This is a genomic window from Pontibacter litorisediminis (genome assembly GCF_029360645.1).
Classification (GTDB): domain Bacteria; phylum Bacteroidota; class Bacteroidia; order Cytophagales; family Hymenobacteraceae; genus Pontibacter; species Pontibacter litorisediminis.
Genome location: NZ_JARDUA010000001.1, coordinates 1,040,960 through 1,058,574, shown reverse-complemented (window position 1 = coordinate 1,058,574; position 17,615 = coordinate 1,040,960). Strand labels below are relative to the sequence as shown.

Annotated in this window: 14 protein-coding genes; 11 read left to right on the top strand and 3 right to left on the bottom strand. The window is 53.6% G+C overall.

The window, feature by feature from the left end; genetic code table 11:
• The first annotated feature begins 15 nt into the window (after positions 1-15).
• The 11 genes from PXG97_RS04555 to ftsZ are packed head-to-tail and all read left to right on the top strand — an operon-like array spanning position 16 to position 14,008.
• A complete protein-coding gene (locus tag PXG97_RS04555; RefSeq protein WP_276496532.1) occupies positions 16-447 on the top strand; it encodes an FtsL-like putative cell division protein in 432 nt (143 codons plus the stop codon).
• The gene (locus PXG97_RS04550) at positions 437-2,536 is read left to right on the top strand and encodes a penicillin-binding protein (protein WP_276496531.1); all 2,100 of its coding nucleotides are present in this window, start codon (positions 437-439) and stop codon (positions 2,534-2,536) included. Before PXG97_RS04555 ends, PXG97_RS04550 begins: the two co-directional genes overlap by 11 nt.
• Entirely contained in the window at positions 2,536-3,999 is a 1,464-nt protein-coding gene (locus PXG97_RS04545) for a UDP-N-acetylmuramoyl-L-alanyl-D-glutamate--2,6-diaminopimelate ligase (protein WP_276496530.1), read from the top strand. The genes PXG97_RS04550 and PXG97_RS04545 overlap by 1 nt, the downstream gene beginning before the upstream one ends.
• Positions 4,000-4,053: 54 nt before the next feature.
• Entirely contained in the window at positions 4,054-5,274 is a 1,221-nt protein-coding gene (mraY, locus tag PXG97_RS04540) for a phospho-N-acetylmuramoyl-pentapeptide-transferase (protein WP_276496529.1), read from the top strand.
• A 29-nt stretch (positions 5,275-5,303) separates the two neighbouring features.
• Positions 5,304-6,647 (top strand): UDP-N-acetylmuramoyl-L-alanine--D-glutamate ligase, encoded by a 1,344-nt coding sequence (murD, locus tag PXG97_RS04535; RefSeq protein WP_276496528.1) that lies wholly within the window; start codon positions 5,304-5,306, stop codon positions 6,645-6,647.
• Positions 6,648-6,671: 24 nt separating this feature from the next.
• Entirely contained in the window at positions 6,672-7,835 is a 1,164-nt protein-coding gene (locus tag PXG97_RS04530) for an FtsW/RodA/SpoVE family cell cycle protein (RefSeq protein WP_276496527.1), read from the top strand.
• The gene (murG, locus tag PXG97_RS04525) at positions 7,828-8,940 is read left to right on the top strand and encodes an undecaprenyldiphospho-muramoylpentapeptide beta-N-acetylglucosaminyltransferase (RefSeq protein WP_276496526.1); all 1,113 of its coding nucleotides are present in this window, start codon (positions 7,828-7,830) and stop codon (positions 8,938-8,940) included. Before PXG97_RS04530 ends, murG begins: the two co-directional genes overlap by 8 nt.
• The gene (gene murC / locus PXG97_RS04520; RefSeq protein ID WP_276496525.1) at positions 8,937-10,346 is read left to right on the top strand and encodes a UDP-N-acetylmuramate--L-alanine ligase; all 1,410 of its coding nucleotides are present in this window, start codon (positions 8,937-8,939) and stop codon (positions 10,344-10,346) included. The genes murG and murC overlap by 4 nt, the downstream gene beginning before the upstream one ends.
• On the top strand, positions 10,333-11,094 hold the full coding sequence (locus PXG97_RS04515) for a cell division protein FtsQ/DivIB (RefSeq protein WP_276496524.1): 762 nt from the start codon (positions 10,333-10,335) through the stop codon (positions 11,092-11,094). Before murC ends, PXG97_RS04515 begins: the two co-directional genes overlap by 14 nt.
• Before the next feature lie 11 nt (positions 11,095-11,105).
• The gene (gene ftsA, locus PXG97_RS04510) at positions 11,106-12,401 is read left to right on the top strand and encodes a cell division protein FtsA (RefSeq protein WP_276496523.1); all 1,296 of its coding nucleotides are present in this window, start codon (positions 11,106-11,108) and stop codon (positions 12,399-12,401) included.
• Positions 12,402-12,439: 38 nt separating this feature from the next.
• Positions 12,440-14,008 carry a cell division protein FtsZ gene (ftsZ, locus tag PXG97_RS04505; protein ID WP_276496522.1) on the top strand — a complete coding sequence of 523 codons (1,569 nt, stop codon included), beginning with the start codon at positions 12,440-12,442 and terminating at the stop codon, positions 14,006-14,008.
• A 79-nt stretch (positions 14,009-14,087) separates the two neighbouring features.
• Here ftsZ and PXG97_RS04500 read toward each other — a convergent pair whose 3' ends face one another.
• The 3 genes from PXG97_RS04500 to PXG97_RS04490 form a co-directional block, all read right to left on the bottom strand.
• Positions 14,088-14,612: an NADPH-dependent FMN reductase gene (locus PXG97_RS04500; protein WP_276496521.1), complete on the bottom strand. Its 525-nt coding sequence runs from the start codon at positions 14,610-14,612 to the stop codon at positions 14,088-14,090.
• A gap of 185 nt (positions 14,613-14,797) precedes the next feature.
• Entirely contained in the window at positions 14,798-15,550 is a 753-nt protein-coding gene (locus PXG97_RS04495; protein ID WP_276496520.1) for a succinate dehydrogenase/fumarate reductase iron-sulfur subunit, read from the bottom strand.
• Between the two features lie 125 nt (positions 15,551-15,675).
• Positions 15,676-17,610: a fumarate reductase/succinate dehydrogenase flavoprotein subunit gene (locus PXG97_RS04490; protein ID WP_276496519.1), complete on the bottom strand. Its 1,935-nt coding sequence runs from the start codon at positions 17,608-17,610 to the stop codon at positions 15,676-15,678.
• Between the last annotated feature and the right edge of the window lie 5 nt (positions 17,611-17,615).

The following is a 17,615-nucleotide window of genomic DNA, read 5'->3' as shown; positions in this document are numbered from 1 at the left end:
CTAAAGAAAACAAGTATGGCTTCTAATGTACTCACCAAAAGAACAGACGCCCCGAAGCATAATGCGGCGCGTGTGAAGCCAGAGGCAGAAGAACCGCTGAAGCCTAAGAAGAAAGGGTTCAGCCTGTTTTCGCTGCTCGATAAGTACGCCAATGTTGATGCCTTGTTTGAGGAGGGGGTGCCGCTGAAATACATGCCGCGCGTCCTGTTTCTGACGGGCATTACGCTTTTATACATCGGCAACACGCACTTTGCCGTGAAAACGATTCGCCAGATAGACAAGGTGAAGGTGGAGGTGGAGGACCTGCGGGCCGACTACTCTACCCTGAAGTCGGAGTACATGGAGGCGAGCAAGCAGTCGGAGGTGGCCCGAAACGTAGCGCCACTCGGTTTGGAGGAAAGCTCCAGGCCGCCATACCAGGTTATTGTGCATCCAGATGAGTATTAAGAAATCTATACTGATTCGGGTTAGGCTGGTATTCCTGTTGGTATGCCTCTTTGCATGCGCGATCGTGTATAAGGTCGTGCACATCCAGTTTCTGGAGGGTGACAAGTGGAAGAGCATCTCCAAGGAGCGCCGCATCTTCTACAAGCCGGTGCGCGCCACGCGTGGCAACATCCTTTCCGACAACGAAAGCATACTGGCCACGTCGCTGCCGTTCTACCGCGTGGCCTTCGACCCTACCGTGGCGAAGCCGGAGGTGTTTAACAGCGGCATCGATTCGCTGGCCTTGCTCTTGTCGCGCTTCTACGGGGATAGGGCTCCGGAGTATTATCACCGCAAGATCAAGAATGCGCGCCACTCCGGCAGAAGGTATGTGCGCCTGCATAGCCGGCAGATCAACTACCAGGACAAGAAGGAGATGTCGCGCTGGCCGATCTTTAGGGAAGGCAAGAACAGGGGCGGGGTGATCTTTGAGAAAGTAGAGAAACGCTTTAAGCCATTCGGTATACTAGCCGAGCGTACCATTGGCTTTATAAACGAGGATAAGAACGGGGCTGGCCTGGAGTATAGCTTCAATGCCAACTTGTCCGGAACAGATGGGGAGGCCCTTTTCGAGCGGATAGCCGGCGGTAGCAAACCCATTTACGACGGCACCGAGGTAAATCCGCAGCACGGGTACGACATCAAGACCACGCTGGACATCAACCTGCAGGACGTGGCTGAGAACGCGCTGTACAAGGCGCTCGAGAAAACCAGTGCCGAGTATGGCACCGTCATCCTGATGGAGGTGAAAACGGGCGAGATCAAGGCTATTGCCAACCTGGGAAAGACAAAGGGTGGTTACATAGAGGATTATAACTACGCGGTAGGAAACCAGGGACGCACCGAGCCGGGCTCCACCTTTAAGCTGGCTTCCATGATGGCGCTCTTTGAGCACCACCCGGAGGTAAACCTGACGGACACCATTGATACAGGGGACGGCCGCTACAAGATCAAAAACACGATCATGACGGATGCCAAGATAAACGGCTACGGCAAGATCACGGTGCAGCAGGTGTTTGAGAAGTCATCGAACATCGGCGTGGCTAAGTTGATGGAACAATATTTCGGCACTGAGCAGCAGGCTTATGTCGACTACCTGAACAAGTTTGGGCTCAACAGCACCCTGGGCTTTCAAATGGAAGGGGAAGCCAGGCCATATATGAAGGATCCGCAGGATAAGAACTGGTATGGCACTACGCTCACCTCCATGTCCATTGGCTATGAGATGAAGCTCTCGCCGCTGCAGACACTGGCTTTCTACAATGCCGTGGCGAACAACGGGGTGAAGGTGCAGCCGATTATCGTGAAGGAGATAAGAAAAGTGGATGAGGTGGTGCAGTCGTTCGAGACCCGCGTGCTGAACGAGAAGTTGTGCTCCGACGAGACGCTGAAGAAGCTGAAGGTGATGCTGGAGGGCGTGGTGGAGAACGGAACAGCAAAGAATATCTTTAACACGGATTATAAAATAGCCGGGAAGACGGGTACGGCCCGGAAAGTGAAGGATGGACGTTACGTGCGCGAGTACTCCACCTCGTTTGCAGGGTATTTCCCGGCAGACAATCCAAAGTACAGCTGCATCGTGATCATCGACAGCCCGAAAGGGGTGAACGTGTACGGCAGTGATGTGGCGGCGCCCGTGTTTAAGGAGGTGGCGGACAAGGCCTACGCACGCGATCTGGCCATGCACAAACCGATGCAGGCGCGGGTAGTGCCGGACAAGGAAAGCTTGCCGGTGGTGCAGGCCGGAAGCTTTGACGACCTGAAGCTCATCTATAACAAGATAGGCATCAGTACCCGCACAGGCACGGCCGATGAAGACTGGGTGAAGGTGGAGCCGAAGCGGCGCTCGCTGGAGTTTAAGCCCAACCCGGTGTTGCAGAACAAGGTGCCGGACGTGATGGGGATGACGCTACGTGACGCCCTTTTCATACTTGGCAATCAGCACCTGAAAGTGGAGGTGGAGGGAGTTGGTAAGCGCGTGAAGAAACAGTCCATCGCCCCGGGTGCCGACATAAATGAAGAAAAAACAATAACAATTATACTTGGCTGATGCAGCTACTGCAGGACATACTACAGAATGTGAACGTGCTTCGAGCCCACGGCGCGCTTGACGTGCCGGTGCAGGCCATCACCTTCGACTCGCGCCAGGTGCGGGAGGGGGTGCTGTTCGTGGCCGTGCGCGGCGTGCAGGCAGACGGCCATGCGTTCATACCGAAAGCCGAGGAGGCAAATGCCGCCGCGATCGTGTGCGAGGAGCTGCCGCAGGAGCTGAAGCAGGGGGTAACTTACTTACAGGTAAAAGACTCGGCGGAGGCACTGGGGCAAATAGCCTCTGCTTTCTATGGGCATCCCTCCAAAAAGCTGCAGTTGGTAGGCGTGACCGGCACGAATGGAAAGACCACTTCGGTAACCTTGCTGCACAAGCTGTTCCGGGAGTTAGGCTACCATGTAGGCATGATCTCCACAGTGCAGAACCAGATTGATGAGGAGGTGATTCCATCTACCCACACCACCCCGGACGCCGTGAAGTTGAACGAGCTGCTGGCGCAGATGGTGAAGGCCGGCTGCACGCATGCCTTTATGGAGGTAAGCTCGCATGCCATGGTGCAGCAGCGGGTGGCAGGCATTACGTTTGCCGGCGGGGTTTTCACCAACATCACCCACGACCACCTGGATTACCACGGCACGTTCGATGAGTATATCAAGGCAAAGAAGTCTTTCTTTGATATGTTGCCGAAAAATGCCTTTGCTTTGGTGAACGCCGATGATAAACGCGGGCCGGTAATGGTGCAAAACACCAAGGCCAGCACGCATTTTTATGCTTTACGCAAGGCAGTAGAGTTTAAAGGCCGCATCATCGATAATACTATTCAGGGATTGCACCTGGAGGTGGACGGCCAGGAGATATGGGCAAAACTCATCGGGGCCTTTAACGCCTACAACCTACTGGGGGCCTACGGCGTGGCCGTGCTGCTGGGCGAGGACCCGACGGAGGCGCTGACCGTGCTTTCCAGCCTGAGCTCTGCCGCCGGCCGCTTTGATTATGTCGTGTCGGAATCGCAAATAACTGGCATCGTGGATTATGCTCACACGCCGGACGCGCTGGAGAACGTGCTCAACACGATTCAGCAGATCCGGAACCCGAACCAGAAGGTGATTACGCTGGTAGGCTGCGGCGGAAACCGCGACGCGGCCAAGCGCCCCGTGATGGCCGACATCGCCTGCCGCCTGAGCGACAAAGTGATCCTAACATCAGATAACCCGCGCTTTGAGGAGCCACAGGCCATATTGGACGATATGCAGAAAGGTGTAAAACCGCTGGATTTTAAGAAAACGCTATCGGTGCTAGACCGTAAGGAGGCCATTAAAACCGCTGTGATGCTGGCCGAGCCAAACGACATCATACTGGTGGCCGGCAAGGGACACGAGACCTATCAGGAGGTAAAAGGCGTGAAACACGATTTCGACGACAAACAAGTACTGCACGAGATGTTCCGGCAGCTCGGAAAATAAACTTAAAACCAAAACTCAACCATTAGCCAAAGGTAACTGATTACAGAATTTTAAATGCTTTACCACCTTTTCACATACCTCGACCGCGAGTTCGACCTGTTTGGTGCTGGCGTGTTCCAGTACATCTCCTTCCGGGCGGGTATGGCAACCCTTGTGTCGCTACTGATCGCTATGATCTTTGGCGGCAAGCTGATAAAAGTGCTGCAGCGCAAGCAGGTGGGCGAGTCTATCCGCGACCTGGGCCTGGAGGGGCAGATGGAGAAGAAAGGTACCCCAACCATGGGCGGCCTTATTATCCTGCTCGCCATTCTGGTGCCGGTGCTGCTGTTCGCCCGCCTCGACAACGTGTATGTGCAGCTGATGATCGTGTCCACCGTGTGGCTGGGCCTGATCGGTTTCCTGGACGACTACATCAAGGTCTTCAAGAAAAACAAGGAGGGATTGGCCGGCCGCTTCAAGATTCTGGGCCAGGTGGGCCTGGGCCTGATTGTGGGCCTGACCCTGTACTTTAACGACGATGTGGTGGTGCGCCAGTACATTTTCTCAGACGGCAGCACCACGGCCGTGAACGCTTCGCGCAATTATACGGATGTGCACAGCATGATCACCACCATCCCGTTCCGCAAGAACAACGAGCTGGACTACTGCAACCTCTTCTCGTTTGCAGGTCCGCTGTTCGAGGGCTGGTCCTGCTACCTCTATATCCCGTTTGTGATCCTGGTGATCACGGCTGTATCCAACGGCGCTAACATCACCGACGGTATTGACGGCCTGGCAGCGGGTACCTCGGCCATTATTGGCCTGACACTGGCCATTTTTGCCTGGGTGTCGGGTAACACCATATTCGCCGATTACCTGGACATCATGTTCATCCCGAACTCCGGTGAGCTGACGATTTTCTGTCTGGCCTTTGTGGGGGCCTGTGTGGGCTTCCTGTGGTATAACACTTATCCGGCGCAGGTGTTCATGGGCGACACGGGCAGTTTGGCGATTGGCGGTATCATTGCGGTGCTTGCCCTGATCGTGCGCAAGGAGCTGCTCATTCCTATACTTTGCGGCATTTTCCTGATAGAGAACCTGTCGGTGATGCTGCAGGTGAGTTACTTTAAGTATACCAAAAAGAAGTATGGCGAAGGCCGCCGCATCTTGAAGATGTCGCCGCTGCACCATCATTACCAGAAACTGGGCTACCATGAGTCGAAGATTGTGGGGCGCTTCTGGATCGTGGGCATCATGCTCGCCATCCTGACGCTGGCTACGCTGAAACTGAGATAAGCCTTGCGTTTACCAAAAGAAATAAAACTATGAAGATAGCGGTACTAGGAGCAGGAGAAAGCGGAGTAGGCGCAGCTTTGCTGGCAAAGGCAAAGGGGCTGGAGGTATTCGTGTCTGATAAAGGTGAGATTAAAGAGCAGTACAAGGCGAAGCTGGCGACTGCTGCTATTCCATTTGAAGAGGGAAATCATACTTTAGAAAACATACTCAACGCCGATGAAATCATTAAAAGTCCTGGCATTCCTGATAAAGCTGCAGTTATCCAAGAGGCAACCAAGAAACAGATACCTGTAATATCTGAGATTGAGTTTGCCGGCCGGTACACCGATGCCAAGTTTATCTGCATTACGGGAACGAACGGCAAAACCACCACCACGCTGCTTACTTACCACCTGCTCAAGAATGCAGGTATCAACGTGGGGCTGGCGGGCAACATCGGAGAGAGCCTGGCCGAGAAGGTGATCGATAACAAGCACGACTATTACGTGGTGGAGCTGAGCAGCTTTCAGCTCGACAACATGTACCAGTTCAAAGCCCATATCGCGGTGCTGACCAACATCACTCCCGATCACCTGGACCGCTATGAGTACAGCATGGATAAGTATGCCGCCTCTAAGTTGCGCATCGCCCGGAACATGACGGGCGCAAACTTCTTCCTGTTCAATGCTGACGACGAGAACATCCGGAAGGCGTTTGACTCTGCCGGTTTCGGTGGCACGACAGTTCCTTTCTCGCTAAAGGGAGCCGAAGGAGCCAAAGTATTCTATGAGGGCAACCAAGTGAAGGTGGAGGCCAAGTTCCACGAAGGAACGGTGAGTACCTCCAACTCAGGCCTGATCGGAAAGCACAACCAGTACAACACCATGGCTGCCGTAGCCGTGGCCAAGCTGATAGGCGTGGAAGACAAGCAGATTGAAAAGGCGCTAGAGACGTTCGAGAACGCGGAGCACCGGTTGCAGCTGGTGGGCATTGCCAAAGAAGTTAGCTACATCAACGACTCCAAGGCGACCAACGTGGAGGCAGTGTGGTACGCGCTGGATGGCATTAAGCAGCCGATCATCTGGATTGCCGGCGGCGTGGACAAAGGCAACGACTATAGTACCCTGGTAGAACTGGCCCGCGAGAAGGTGAAGGTGCTGGTTTGCCTGGGCAAGGATAATGAGAAACTGAAGGAGGCGTTCGGTCGGGTGGTGCCGATCATTGCCGAGACAACATCGATAGAGTATGCCGTGCGCCTGAGCCGTTCGTTGGCAACGCCAGGAGACGTGGTGCTGTTGTCGCCGGCATGCGCCAGCTTCGACCTGTTTGATAATTACGAACACCGTGGGCAGCGCTTTAAGGAGGCTGTGGAGAAGATTGTGCTGAAGAAGTAAAGTATAAAAGTATAAGCCAAAGGTATGGTAAAGCAGTGGTTACAGAAAAACCTGAAGGGAGACTCCGTGCTGTGGGGCATCGTGATCGCGATCTCGCTGATCAGCATGGCCGTGGTTTACTCTGCCACAGGCACACTGGCTTACAAAAAGATGGAGGGGAACACGGAATACTTCCTGTTCAAGCATACTTTCCTGATCCTGGTGGGGCTTGCTTTTATGTGGATGGCCCATAAAATCCCTTATCGCTTTTACTCCAGGTTGTCATTGGTGGCGCTGATTATCTCGGTACCGCTTCTGATCATCACGTATTTCTACGGCTCCAACATAAACGAGGCCTCCCGCTGGATAACCATCCCGGTGATCAACCAGACGTTCCAGCCTTCGGACTTGGCAAAGCTGGCCCTGATTTCTTACCTGGCTAGTATGCTCTCGAAGAAGCAGCAGTTCCTGGACGACTGGAAAGCGACACTGCTGCCCATGCTGGGCTGGACGGCGGCTATCTGTGGCCTTATTGCCATGACGAACACCTCCACGGCGGTACTGCTGTTCCTGACCTGTATGCTGCTGATGTTTATTGGCCGAGTACCTGTTAAGCAGCTGCTGGTGATGATGGTGGTCGTAGGGGTGCTGGGTGCGGGAGCGTTGGCAGCCGGACAACGAATGGATACGGCGGTTAGCCGTGTGACAGACTTCCTGGACGAGGACGAGGTGCCTTTCCAGTTAGAGCAGTCATACATCGCCATTGCCACGGGCGGTTTAGTGGGCAAGGGGCCGGGCAACAGTGACCAGCGCGACATCCTGCCGCACCCATATTCTGACTTTATCTATGCCATTATTCTGGAGGAGTATGGTCTGTTTGGGGGCGTTTTTGTGCTGTTTTTGTACCTGGCGCTGCTCTACCGCGGGTTGGTGACAGTAAATAAAAGCGACGGTGCCTTTGCCGGGCTGCTTTCCGCCGGGCTGAGCTTTAGCCTGGTGCTGCAAGGGATGATTAACATGGCCGTGGCCGTCGGGCTGGGGCCAATCACGGGTCTGCCGCTGCCGTTGCTAAGCATGGGCGGTACCTCCCTGATTTTCACCGGAATTTCCATCGGCATTATACTTAGTGTAAGCCGGCAAGATATAAATGAGGAGCGTGCCGTAGGCGCTGCCCCGAAACCGACTGTTAATGTAACAGCCAATGCCTAAGGAGCTAAGACCATATCGCGTGATCATTAGCGGCGGTGGCACCGGCGGGCACATTTACCCGGCTGTGGCCATTGCCAACCGCCTGCGGGAAATAAACCCGGAGGCGGAGATCCTTTTTGTGGGGGCACAGGGGCGAATGGAGATGACACGGGTGCCAGAGGCCGGCTACAAAATAGTGGGACTTTGGATCAGCGGTTTGCAGCGACGGCTGACGCTGGATAACCTGTCGTTCCCGCTCAAGGTGCTGTCGAGCGTGCGTACCTCGCATAAGATCATAAAAGACTTTAAGCCCGACGCCGTGGTGGGCGTGGGTGGGTACGCCAGCGGACCGCTGCTATACGCAGCAACCTCGCGCGGCATCCCGGCCCTGATCCAGGAGCAAAACTCCTATGCGGGCATCACCAACAAGCTGCTGGCCAAGCGGGTGCAGAAAGTATGCGTGGCTTACCCAGGCATGGAGGGGTTCTTCCCGTCCGAGAAGCTCGTGCTGACCGGAAACCCGGTGCGTTCTGACATCATGGCCCTGGAGGGAAAGCGCGGGGAGGCGATGCAGCATTTCGGGCTGGACCCGGAAAAGAAAACGGTGTTGGTGATCGGGGGTAGCCTGGGGGCTCGAACCATCAACCAAAGTATCGCTGCAAGGTTGCAAAGCATCGCCGATGCTGGTTATCAGTTGATCTGGCAAACCGGTAAGGCCTTTTTCCCGCAGGCGCAGGAGCTGGAGGCGAAGTATAAAGGCCAGGGCATGCGTGCGCTGGACTTCATCAAGCGCATGGATCTAGCCTATGCCGCCGCCGACGTGGTGATCTCAAGAGCCGGTGCATTGTCTATTTCAGAGCTGTGCCTGGCCGGGAAGCCCGCAGTGCTGGTGCCGTCGCCAAATGTGGCAGAAGACCATCAGACCAAAAACGCTATGGCGCTGGTGCAGCAGGACGCAGCCATACTGGTGCGTGACGCAGAAGCGATGGAGAAACTGGTGCCGACAGCACTGCAGTTGCTAAACGATGAACAGGAGCAGCAGCGGCTGCGACAGAATATACTGAAAATGGCCCGCCCCAACGCGGCGGCCGATATTGTAAACGAACTGGTAAAACTGATCAAGTGAGACTGGAGGACTACAGCTACATCTACTTCCTTGGCATTGGCGGCATCGGCATGAGCGCCCTTGCCCGCTGGTTCAAGGCTAAGGGCTTTCCGGTGTGGGGCTACGATAAAACCCGCACCGCACTGACCGAGGCACTGGAGCAGGAGGGGATTGCTGTACACTACCAGGACGCCGTGGCAAACCTGCCGCAGGAGGTGCTCCGGCACAAAGAAAAGACCCTGGTGGTGCTCACGCCGGCCGTACCAGCCGAGCATGCCGAATGGGGCTACCTGAAAGAGCAGGGCTATACGATCAAGAAGCGCTCCGAGGTGTTGGGTATCATTACAGCCACGGCCCATACAGTGGCCGTGGCGGGCACCCATGGTAAAACCACCACCTCCAGCATTGTGGCGCACCTGCTGCACCATGCCGGTGTAGACTGCTCTGCCTTTTTGGGCGGCATCGCCACTAACCTGAACTCGAATCTGCTGATCGGCAAGGGAGAGACAGAAAATGAAGTGGTGGTCGTGGAGGCTGATGAGTATGACCGTTCGTTCCTGACGCTGTTTCCGGAGATTGCTATCGTAACTTCCGCAGACCCAGACCATTTGGATATTTATGGCGACAGGGAGGAACTGATCCGAACTTTCCAGCGGTTCATTAGCCAGGTTAAGCCCGGGGGATACTTGTTCTTACAAGCCGATACCGATTCGCGCTTGACCGAGCAGGTGCGGGAAGGGGTGCAGGTATACAAGTATAGCCTGAACAGCGGCGATGCCTATGTGCAGCAGCTGCAGGTGAACGGGCGCTGGTTTGAGTTTGACGTGGTGAGCCCGTTCGGGAATATAGAAGGCGTGAGGCTGGGCGTACCCGGTTTTCATAATGCAGAGAATACTCTGGCGGCCATCCTGGCGGCGCAAGTGCTGCAGGTGCCGGCCCAAAGTATAAAGGCCGGCGTGGAGGCTTTTACCGGTGTGAAGCGCCGCTTCGAGTTTGTGTATGAGGGACAGGGCAAAGTATATATCGACGATTACGCGCACCACCCGAAGGAGATCGATGCCTTTATGGGTTCATTACGAGCGCTTTACCCAAACAAGAAAATAAAAGTGATATTTCAGCCGCACCTCTTTACGCGCACCCGCGACTTTGCCGCGGAGTTTGCCGAGAGCCTGAGCAAGGCCGATGAGCTGGTGCTGCTGGACATATACCCGGCGCGGGAGAAGCCCCTGCCAGGAGTTACCTCCGACATGATTCTGGAGCAGGTGACAAGCCCTGTGAAGGAGCTGCTGCATAAGGAGGAAATCGTGGAAAACCTGCTTAAAAACGGCGATTTTGATGTGCTGGCCACTGTGGGTGCCGGCGACATCGACACGCTGGTTAAGCCTATCAGAAATTTTTTAGAAAATAAGAGGTATGGGCTTGAATAGTAGAATAAAATCTTTAATTTTTGCAGGTTGTAGCATCCTATCAATCGGGGCACTCGCAGGTTTTGCGTCTTCCAGACAAAATGAAAAAATCTGTGAAAAAGTGACAATAAAAATTGATAATGAGTACAACAATTACTTTATTGGGGATAAGGAAGTTCGAGGCTTGCTAACACGAGAAGGCGAGCGCAAACTTGAAGGTCTACCAAACGAGCATATCGACCTTAAAAACCTTGAAAAACGCATAGAATCGCATAAATTTGTGAAGGATGCCGAGGTCTACAGAGGGTTAGATGGCAACATCCAGGTATTTGTAAAACAGAACAGGCCTATTGCTAGAATTATACGACCAGATCAAGATGTCTACATCGATGCTGAGGGGACCATTCTTCCTCTCTCCGACAGATACACGGCACGTGTAATCCCAATAACCAAGTCAGCTCTTATAAAGCCAACTGACCGAGGATTCTTTAAAGATTCTTTAGGCCATTCATACCTTGCTTTGCTCCAGTTCATCGAGAACGACGAGTTTTGGAAGGCGCAGCTTGCCCAGATGCACATAGACGGCAAAGGCAAGGTATCTTTTCTGCCGCAGGTAGGCGAACACACGATTGAGTTCGGCAAACCGGATAAGGTGGAGGAGAAATTTAAAAAGTTAGCCATACTCTACAAAGAGGTGCTGCCCACCATGGGCTGGGAGCGCTACAAGAGGGTTAACGTGGAGTACGAAGATCAGATTATTTGCGAATAACAAACATAGATATGCAGAACGACAAAATAGTAGTAGGCTTGGATATTGGGACAACCAAGGTTTGCGCACTTGTAGGTCGGAGAAATGAATTTGGCAAGCTGGAGATCCTGGGCATGGGTAAAGCCACGTCGGAAGGTGTGGTGAGAGGCATCGTGAGCAACATCGACAAGACAGTCGACGCCATCAAGAAAGCGATCCGTCAGGCCGAGGAGCAATCCGGCATTAACATCGGCGTGGTGAACGTGGGCATAGCAGGGCAGCATATCAAAAGCCTGCAGCACAACGGAAGCATCACGCGCCAGGTATCAGACGACGAGATTACGGTGGAGGACGTGAACCGCCTTACCAATGATATGTACCGTCTGGTAACCCCGCCGGGCAGCGAGATCATCCACGTAATGCCACAGGAGTACAAGGTAGATTATGAAGAGGGCATCGTGGACCCGGTAGGTATGTCGGGGGTGCGCCTGGAAGGGAACTTCCATATCATTACGGCGCAGTCCAATGCCATCAACAACATCAATAAGTGTGTGCTGCGGGCCGGGCTGGAGGTAGACCAGCTGATCCTGGAGCCGCTGGCATCAAGTATGTCGGTACTGAGCGACGAGGAGAAAGAGGCAGGCGTGGCACTGGTGGATATCGGCGGCGGCACAACCGACTTAGCCATATTCAAAGACAATATTATACGCCATACGGCAGTTCTTCCTTTCGGAGGCAACATTATCACGTCTGATATCAAGCAGGGTTGCATGGTGATGCAAAACCAGGCTGAGCAGCTGAAGGTGAAGTTTGGGCGCGCGATTGCCGACGAGGCATCTGAAAATGAGATTGTTTCTATTCCTGGTCTGCGTGACCGCACACCGAAGGAAATCTCGCTTAAGAACCTCGCCTACATAATTGAGGCGAGAATGGAGGAGATTGTGGAATTGGTATATGCTGAGATCGTACGCTCTGGCTATGCCAACAGCCTTGCCGGTGGTATCGTGATCACAGGGGGCGGTGCACAGCTCCAGAACCTGGTGCAGCTGGTGGAGTACATCACCGGCATGGATACCCGCATCGGTTATCCGAACGAGCACTTGGGCAGATCGAAGGTGGATGCCGTGAAAGGGCCTATGTATGCAACAAGCGTTGGCTTGGTGCTGGCAGGCTACTACCCGCTGGACCAGCGCGTGGAACGCCGTGCCGAGGTAGAGCAGCCACAGGTGTTTAACAAAGCCGTGGAGCCGAAGCCAACAACAAATAATAACAGCGGCGGGGGACTGCTGCAGAAACTCAAGGGTTTCTTATCAGACGATATTGACTAAAAAAACTTATCAACCCATAATAAGCAGGAGACATTAGTATGACATCAGCATATGCATTTGATTTACCGGCCGGCGGTAAATCTATCATCAAGGTGATCGGTGTTGGAGGTGGTGGCAGCAACGCTGTAAACCACATGTACAATCAGGGCATCAAAGACGTAGAGTTCATCATCTGTAACACAGACGCACAGGCGCTGCAGAGTGCCGCTGTGCCTAACAGGCTACAAATTGGTGAGAACCTGACAGAGGGGCTTGGTGCCGGTGCCAACCCTGAGAAAGGTAAACAAGCCGCTCTGGAAAGTAAGGAGGAGATTCGTGAAATGCTGAGCAATGATACCAAGATGGTGTTTATCACTGCGGGTATGGGTGGAGGTACTGGTACCGGTGCCGCTCCTGTTATTGCCAAAGTGGCGAAGGAGTTAGGAATCCTGACAGTGGGTATCGTAACAGCCCCGTTTGCATTCGAAGGCAGAAAGAAAAAGACAGCCGCAGAGAACGGTGTTAAGGAACTTGGGGAGAACTGCGATACGATTCTGGTGATCCTGAACGACAAGCTGCGCGAGATGTTCGGTAACCTAACCATCCGTGAGGCTTTTGCAAAGGCGGATAACGTGTTGACGACTGCCGCGAAGTCTATTGCTGAAATCATAACGGTTACCGCTGAGGTGAACGTGGACTTTGAGGACGTGAAAACGGTTATGAAAGACTCTGGTGCCGCAGTGATGGGTTCTGCGACAACAGAGGGCGAGGGCCGCGCTCTTCGTGCCGCTGAGGAGGCGCTTTCTTCTCCATTGCTGAACAATACGGATATCCACGGGGCTCAGAGGATCCTGCTTTCCATTATGTCTGGTGAGCAAGCCGAACTGGAAATGGATGAGTTGACGGAAATCACCGAATATATTCAGGACAAAGCCGGCCAAGAGGCTGAGGTTATCTTTGGCCATGGCATTGACGCTTCGCTGGGTCAGAGCATTCGCGTAACTGTGATAGCCACTGGCTTTGCCAGCGATGCGGAGAGCATTATTGAGCCAAAGAAAACGGTGTTTGATTTGGATAGCCAAAAAAAAATTGAAGTAGCTGAGTCTGCTAAGCCGGAAGTGGCGCCAGAGGTTACTGCGTTTGCAAAGCCTGCGCCTGCTCCGGTTGCCGCGCCTAAGCCTGCAGCGCCAGCACCTCAGCAGCCAACCACTAATTATGATAACAATGCGCCTCGTCGTGCTGAGCAGCCAACGCAGCCGCAGCAACCACAGCGCATCGTGTTCGAGTTGGACGGCGGAACGCAAAACGACAACATGTTCCAGAACAGCTACCGCGAGGAAGAAGCACGTGAGGTGCGTGAGCAGCGCGAAGCTGCGCAGCGTTTGGCTGAAGAGCGTGAGCTGATGCAGCGCCGGGCCGAGGAACGTCGTGAGCGCCTGCGCATGCTGAGCTCAGAGACAACATCTGAGGCTATCAAAGAGAAGCTGGAGGTTCCTGCATACTTGCGACGCAACGTAGCCCTGGACAGAGTAGCACACTCTTCTGAGCGCAACATCTCCCGCTTTAACCTGAACGACGATAACGAGATCCTGGGCGATAACCGCTTCCTGCACGACAACGTGGATTAAGCGAACCCAAGTATAAAACATAAAAAAGGGCTGCAATTAACTTGCAGCCCTTTTTTATGTTTTATACTTGATGTACACATTAGAACTTTAGAAACTGATCCACGTGCTGCTCCAGCAGTTCCTGGTAAAACTTATTCGTTAATTGCTTCCCGTCGAAGTTTTTCTCAATGTGGGCCAACTTCAGGCGCATCGCCATCACGTGCATGCCCAGGTAGTTCAAGACATCGGATAGGTGGCTAAGCGAAATCCCGCTGCCTTGCATGCCGGAGGAGAGCCCGATCAGGGCTCCCTTCTTATCCTTAAAGGTGAAAGGGTAGGAGAGTCCATCTATAAAAGCCTTCAGCACACCCGGGAACGAGGAGTTATACTCCGGCACCACGAATACGAACTTGTCTGATGTTGCGATCATGGCCGAGAGCTTGTTGAACGCCTCGTTTTTGCCGGTATTGTCGTAGAGTGCTGTAACCGTAAAATCTGCCGGTAGATCGGCCAAATCCAGTACCTGGTAAGCTTCGCCGCGCTCGGCCAGCATTTTGCCATAGAGGTCTACAATCGCTCTGGAGTTGGATTGTGGCCTGTTAGTGCCTGATATTAGTGTGATCATACGTTGTTCTGTTCCGTCTACAGCCTGTTTGCTTTTGTTATACTTAACCTGATTTGTTGCTGTAGGTTTTGAACAGGCTACTTTAACCCCTAAGGCTACAAAGTATAACAATAGTTGAAGATATAAAAATAAAAAAGGCGAGTGCAGTAGCTGCCTCGCCTTTTTATACCTTAAAAGCGCTGTGGCTACAGGTTTTCAGAAGTAGCTTTAGCAGCGATAAACTCTCTTCTCAGCATGTTGATGTTCTCCAGGGAGATGCCAACCGGGCACTCAGCCGCGCAGGCGCCCGTGTTAGTACAGGAACCGAAGCCCTCAATGTCCATCTGAGCCACCATGTTCTCCACGCGAGTTTTGCGTTCTGTTTTACCTTGTGGCAGCATGGCAAGCTGAGAAACCTTAGCACTAACAAACAGCATGGCAGAGGCATTTTTACAGGCCGCCACACAGGCGCCGCAGCCAATACAGGTCGCAGCGTCAAAGGCTTTGTCAGCAATAGATTTCGGGATAGGAATAGCATTGGCGTCAGGCACACCTCCCGTGTTCACGGATACATAACCTCCTGCCTGCTGAATACGGTCGAACGCGGAACGGTCTACTACCAGGTCCTTATGCACCGGGAAAGCCGCGGCTCTCCAAGGTTCGATCGTGATCGTGTCGCCATCCTTGAAGTGGCGCATGTGCAGCTGGCATGTGGTAGTGCCGCGCTCCGGGCCGTGCGGACGGCCGTTGATGAAGAGGCTGCACATACCGCAGATACCTTCACGGCAGTCGTGATCGAAGGCGATCGGGTCTTCGCCTTTCAGGAGCAGGTCCTCGTTTAGTACGTCCATCATCTCCAGGAAAGACATATCCGGAGAGATGCCCTTTACAGGGTAGGTCACCATCTGACCTGCTGCATTTCTATCTTTTTGGCGCCAAACCTTTAGCGTAAGGTCCATTGGTTTAGCATTTGGATTACTTCCAGCCATTTTCTTATTAATTACAAATTAAGAATCAGGGAATTAAGAACTTATAAATTGTCTCACTCAAGACTTCTTATGCATTCTCAATTGTCAATTAACCATTACTTATAGCTACGCTGCGTCAGCTTCACGTTCTCGAACTTGAGCTCTTCTTTGTGCAGCACCGGGTCGTTGCCCACGCCTGCAAATTCCCAGGCGGCTACATAAGCAAAGTTCTCGTCGTCACGCAGGGCCTCGTTCTCCGGTGTCTGGTACTCTTCACGGAAGTGGCCACCGCAAGATTCGTTTCTGTGCAGGGCGTCTTCCACCATCAGCTCTCCCAGTTCCAGGAAGTCTGCCACGCGGTTGGCTTTTTCTAGCGTTATGTTCAGCTCTTCGTTTACACCAACAACCTTCACATCGCGCCAGAACTCTTCACGCAGCTTACGGATTTCCTGCTTCGCGAACTGAAGGCCTTCCGCATTACGGGCCATACCGCAGTACTCCCACATGATGTTGCCCAGTTGCTTGTGGAAATCGTCTACCGTGCGGGTACCTTTTATCGATAGAAGCTTGTTATTAGTGTCTATCACACTTTGTTCAGCCTCTTTGAAGGCCGGGTGATCCACAGGAACTTTATCATAAGGCATTTTAGCCAGGTAGTCGCCAATGGTGTATGGCAGCACAAAGTAACCGTCGGCCAGGCCTTGCATAAGGGCAGAGGCACCTAGGCGGTTGGCACCGTGGTCAGAGAAGTTGGCCTCACCGGCAGCATACAATCCAGGGATGTTTGTCATCAGGTTGTAGTCAACCCACAGGCCACCCATGGTGTAGTGTACAGCCGGATAGATGCGCATTGGTCTTTCGTACGGGTTCTCGTCGGTGATTTTCTCATACATCTCGAAGAGGTTACCATATTTGGCTGCAATGGCAGGCTGCCCGTCGCGCTTGATAGCGTCGGCAAAATCCAGGTATACCGCAAGCCCGGAAGCACCCACACCGCGGCCCTCGTCGCACACCAGCTTGGCGTTACGGGAAGCCACGTCGCGCGGTACCAGGTTACCGAAGGCAGGGTATTTGCGCTCCAGGTAGTAGTCGCGGTCAGCTTCGGCAATGTCGTTCACCGTGATTTCGCCTCTTCTGAGTCTCTCGGCGATCTCTTTTGTCTTGGGCACCCACACACGCCCGTCGTTACGCAGCGACTCTGACATCAGCGTCAGCTTAGACTGGTAACCTCCGGAAACCGGGATACAGGTCGGGTGAATCTGAGTATAGCAAGGGTTAGCGAACAAGGCACCTTTCTTGTAGGCTCTCCAGGCGGCGGTGGCGTTAGAGCCCATCGCGTTAGTAGATAGGAAGAACACGTTGCCGTAGCCACCTGTTGCCAATACTACCGCGTGAGCGCTGTGAGACTCGATCTTGCCTGTGATCAGGTTACGAACGACGATACCACGTGCTTTACCATCCACCATTACCAGGTCCAGCATCTCGGTGCGCGGGTACATTTTCACTTTACCGTAAGCGATCTGGCGGTTCAGGGCAGAGTAAGCTCCCAGCAGCAGCTGCTGTCCGGTTTGGCCACGGGCGTAGAAGGTACGGGATACCTGAGCACCACCGAAGGAACGGTTGGCCAGCAGCCCGCCGTAATCACGGGCAAAAGGTACACCCTGTGCCACGCACTGGTCGATGATGTTGACAGACACCTGCGCGAGGCGGTACACGTTTGCCTCACGGGCGCGGTAGTCTCCCCCTTTGATAGTGTCGTAGAACAGGCGGAAAACAGAGTCGCCGTCGTTCTGATAGTTCTTAGCGGCGTTGATACCACCCTGCGCTGCGATAGAGTGGGCACGGCGTGGCGTATCCTGGAAGCAGAACGCTTTCACGTTATAGCCAAGCTCGCCGAAGGTCGCAGCGGCGGAGGCACCGGCAAGGCCCGTACCTACCACAATAATGTCGTATTTACGCTTATTAGCCGGGTTAACCAGCTTTACATCAAATTTATGTTTATCCCACTTCTCAGCCAATGGGCCTCCCGGAATTTTAGAATCTAATATCATAGCAA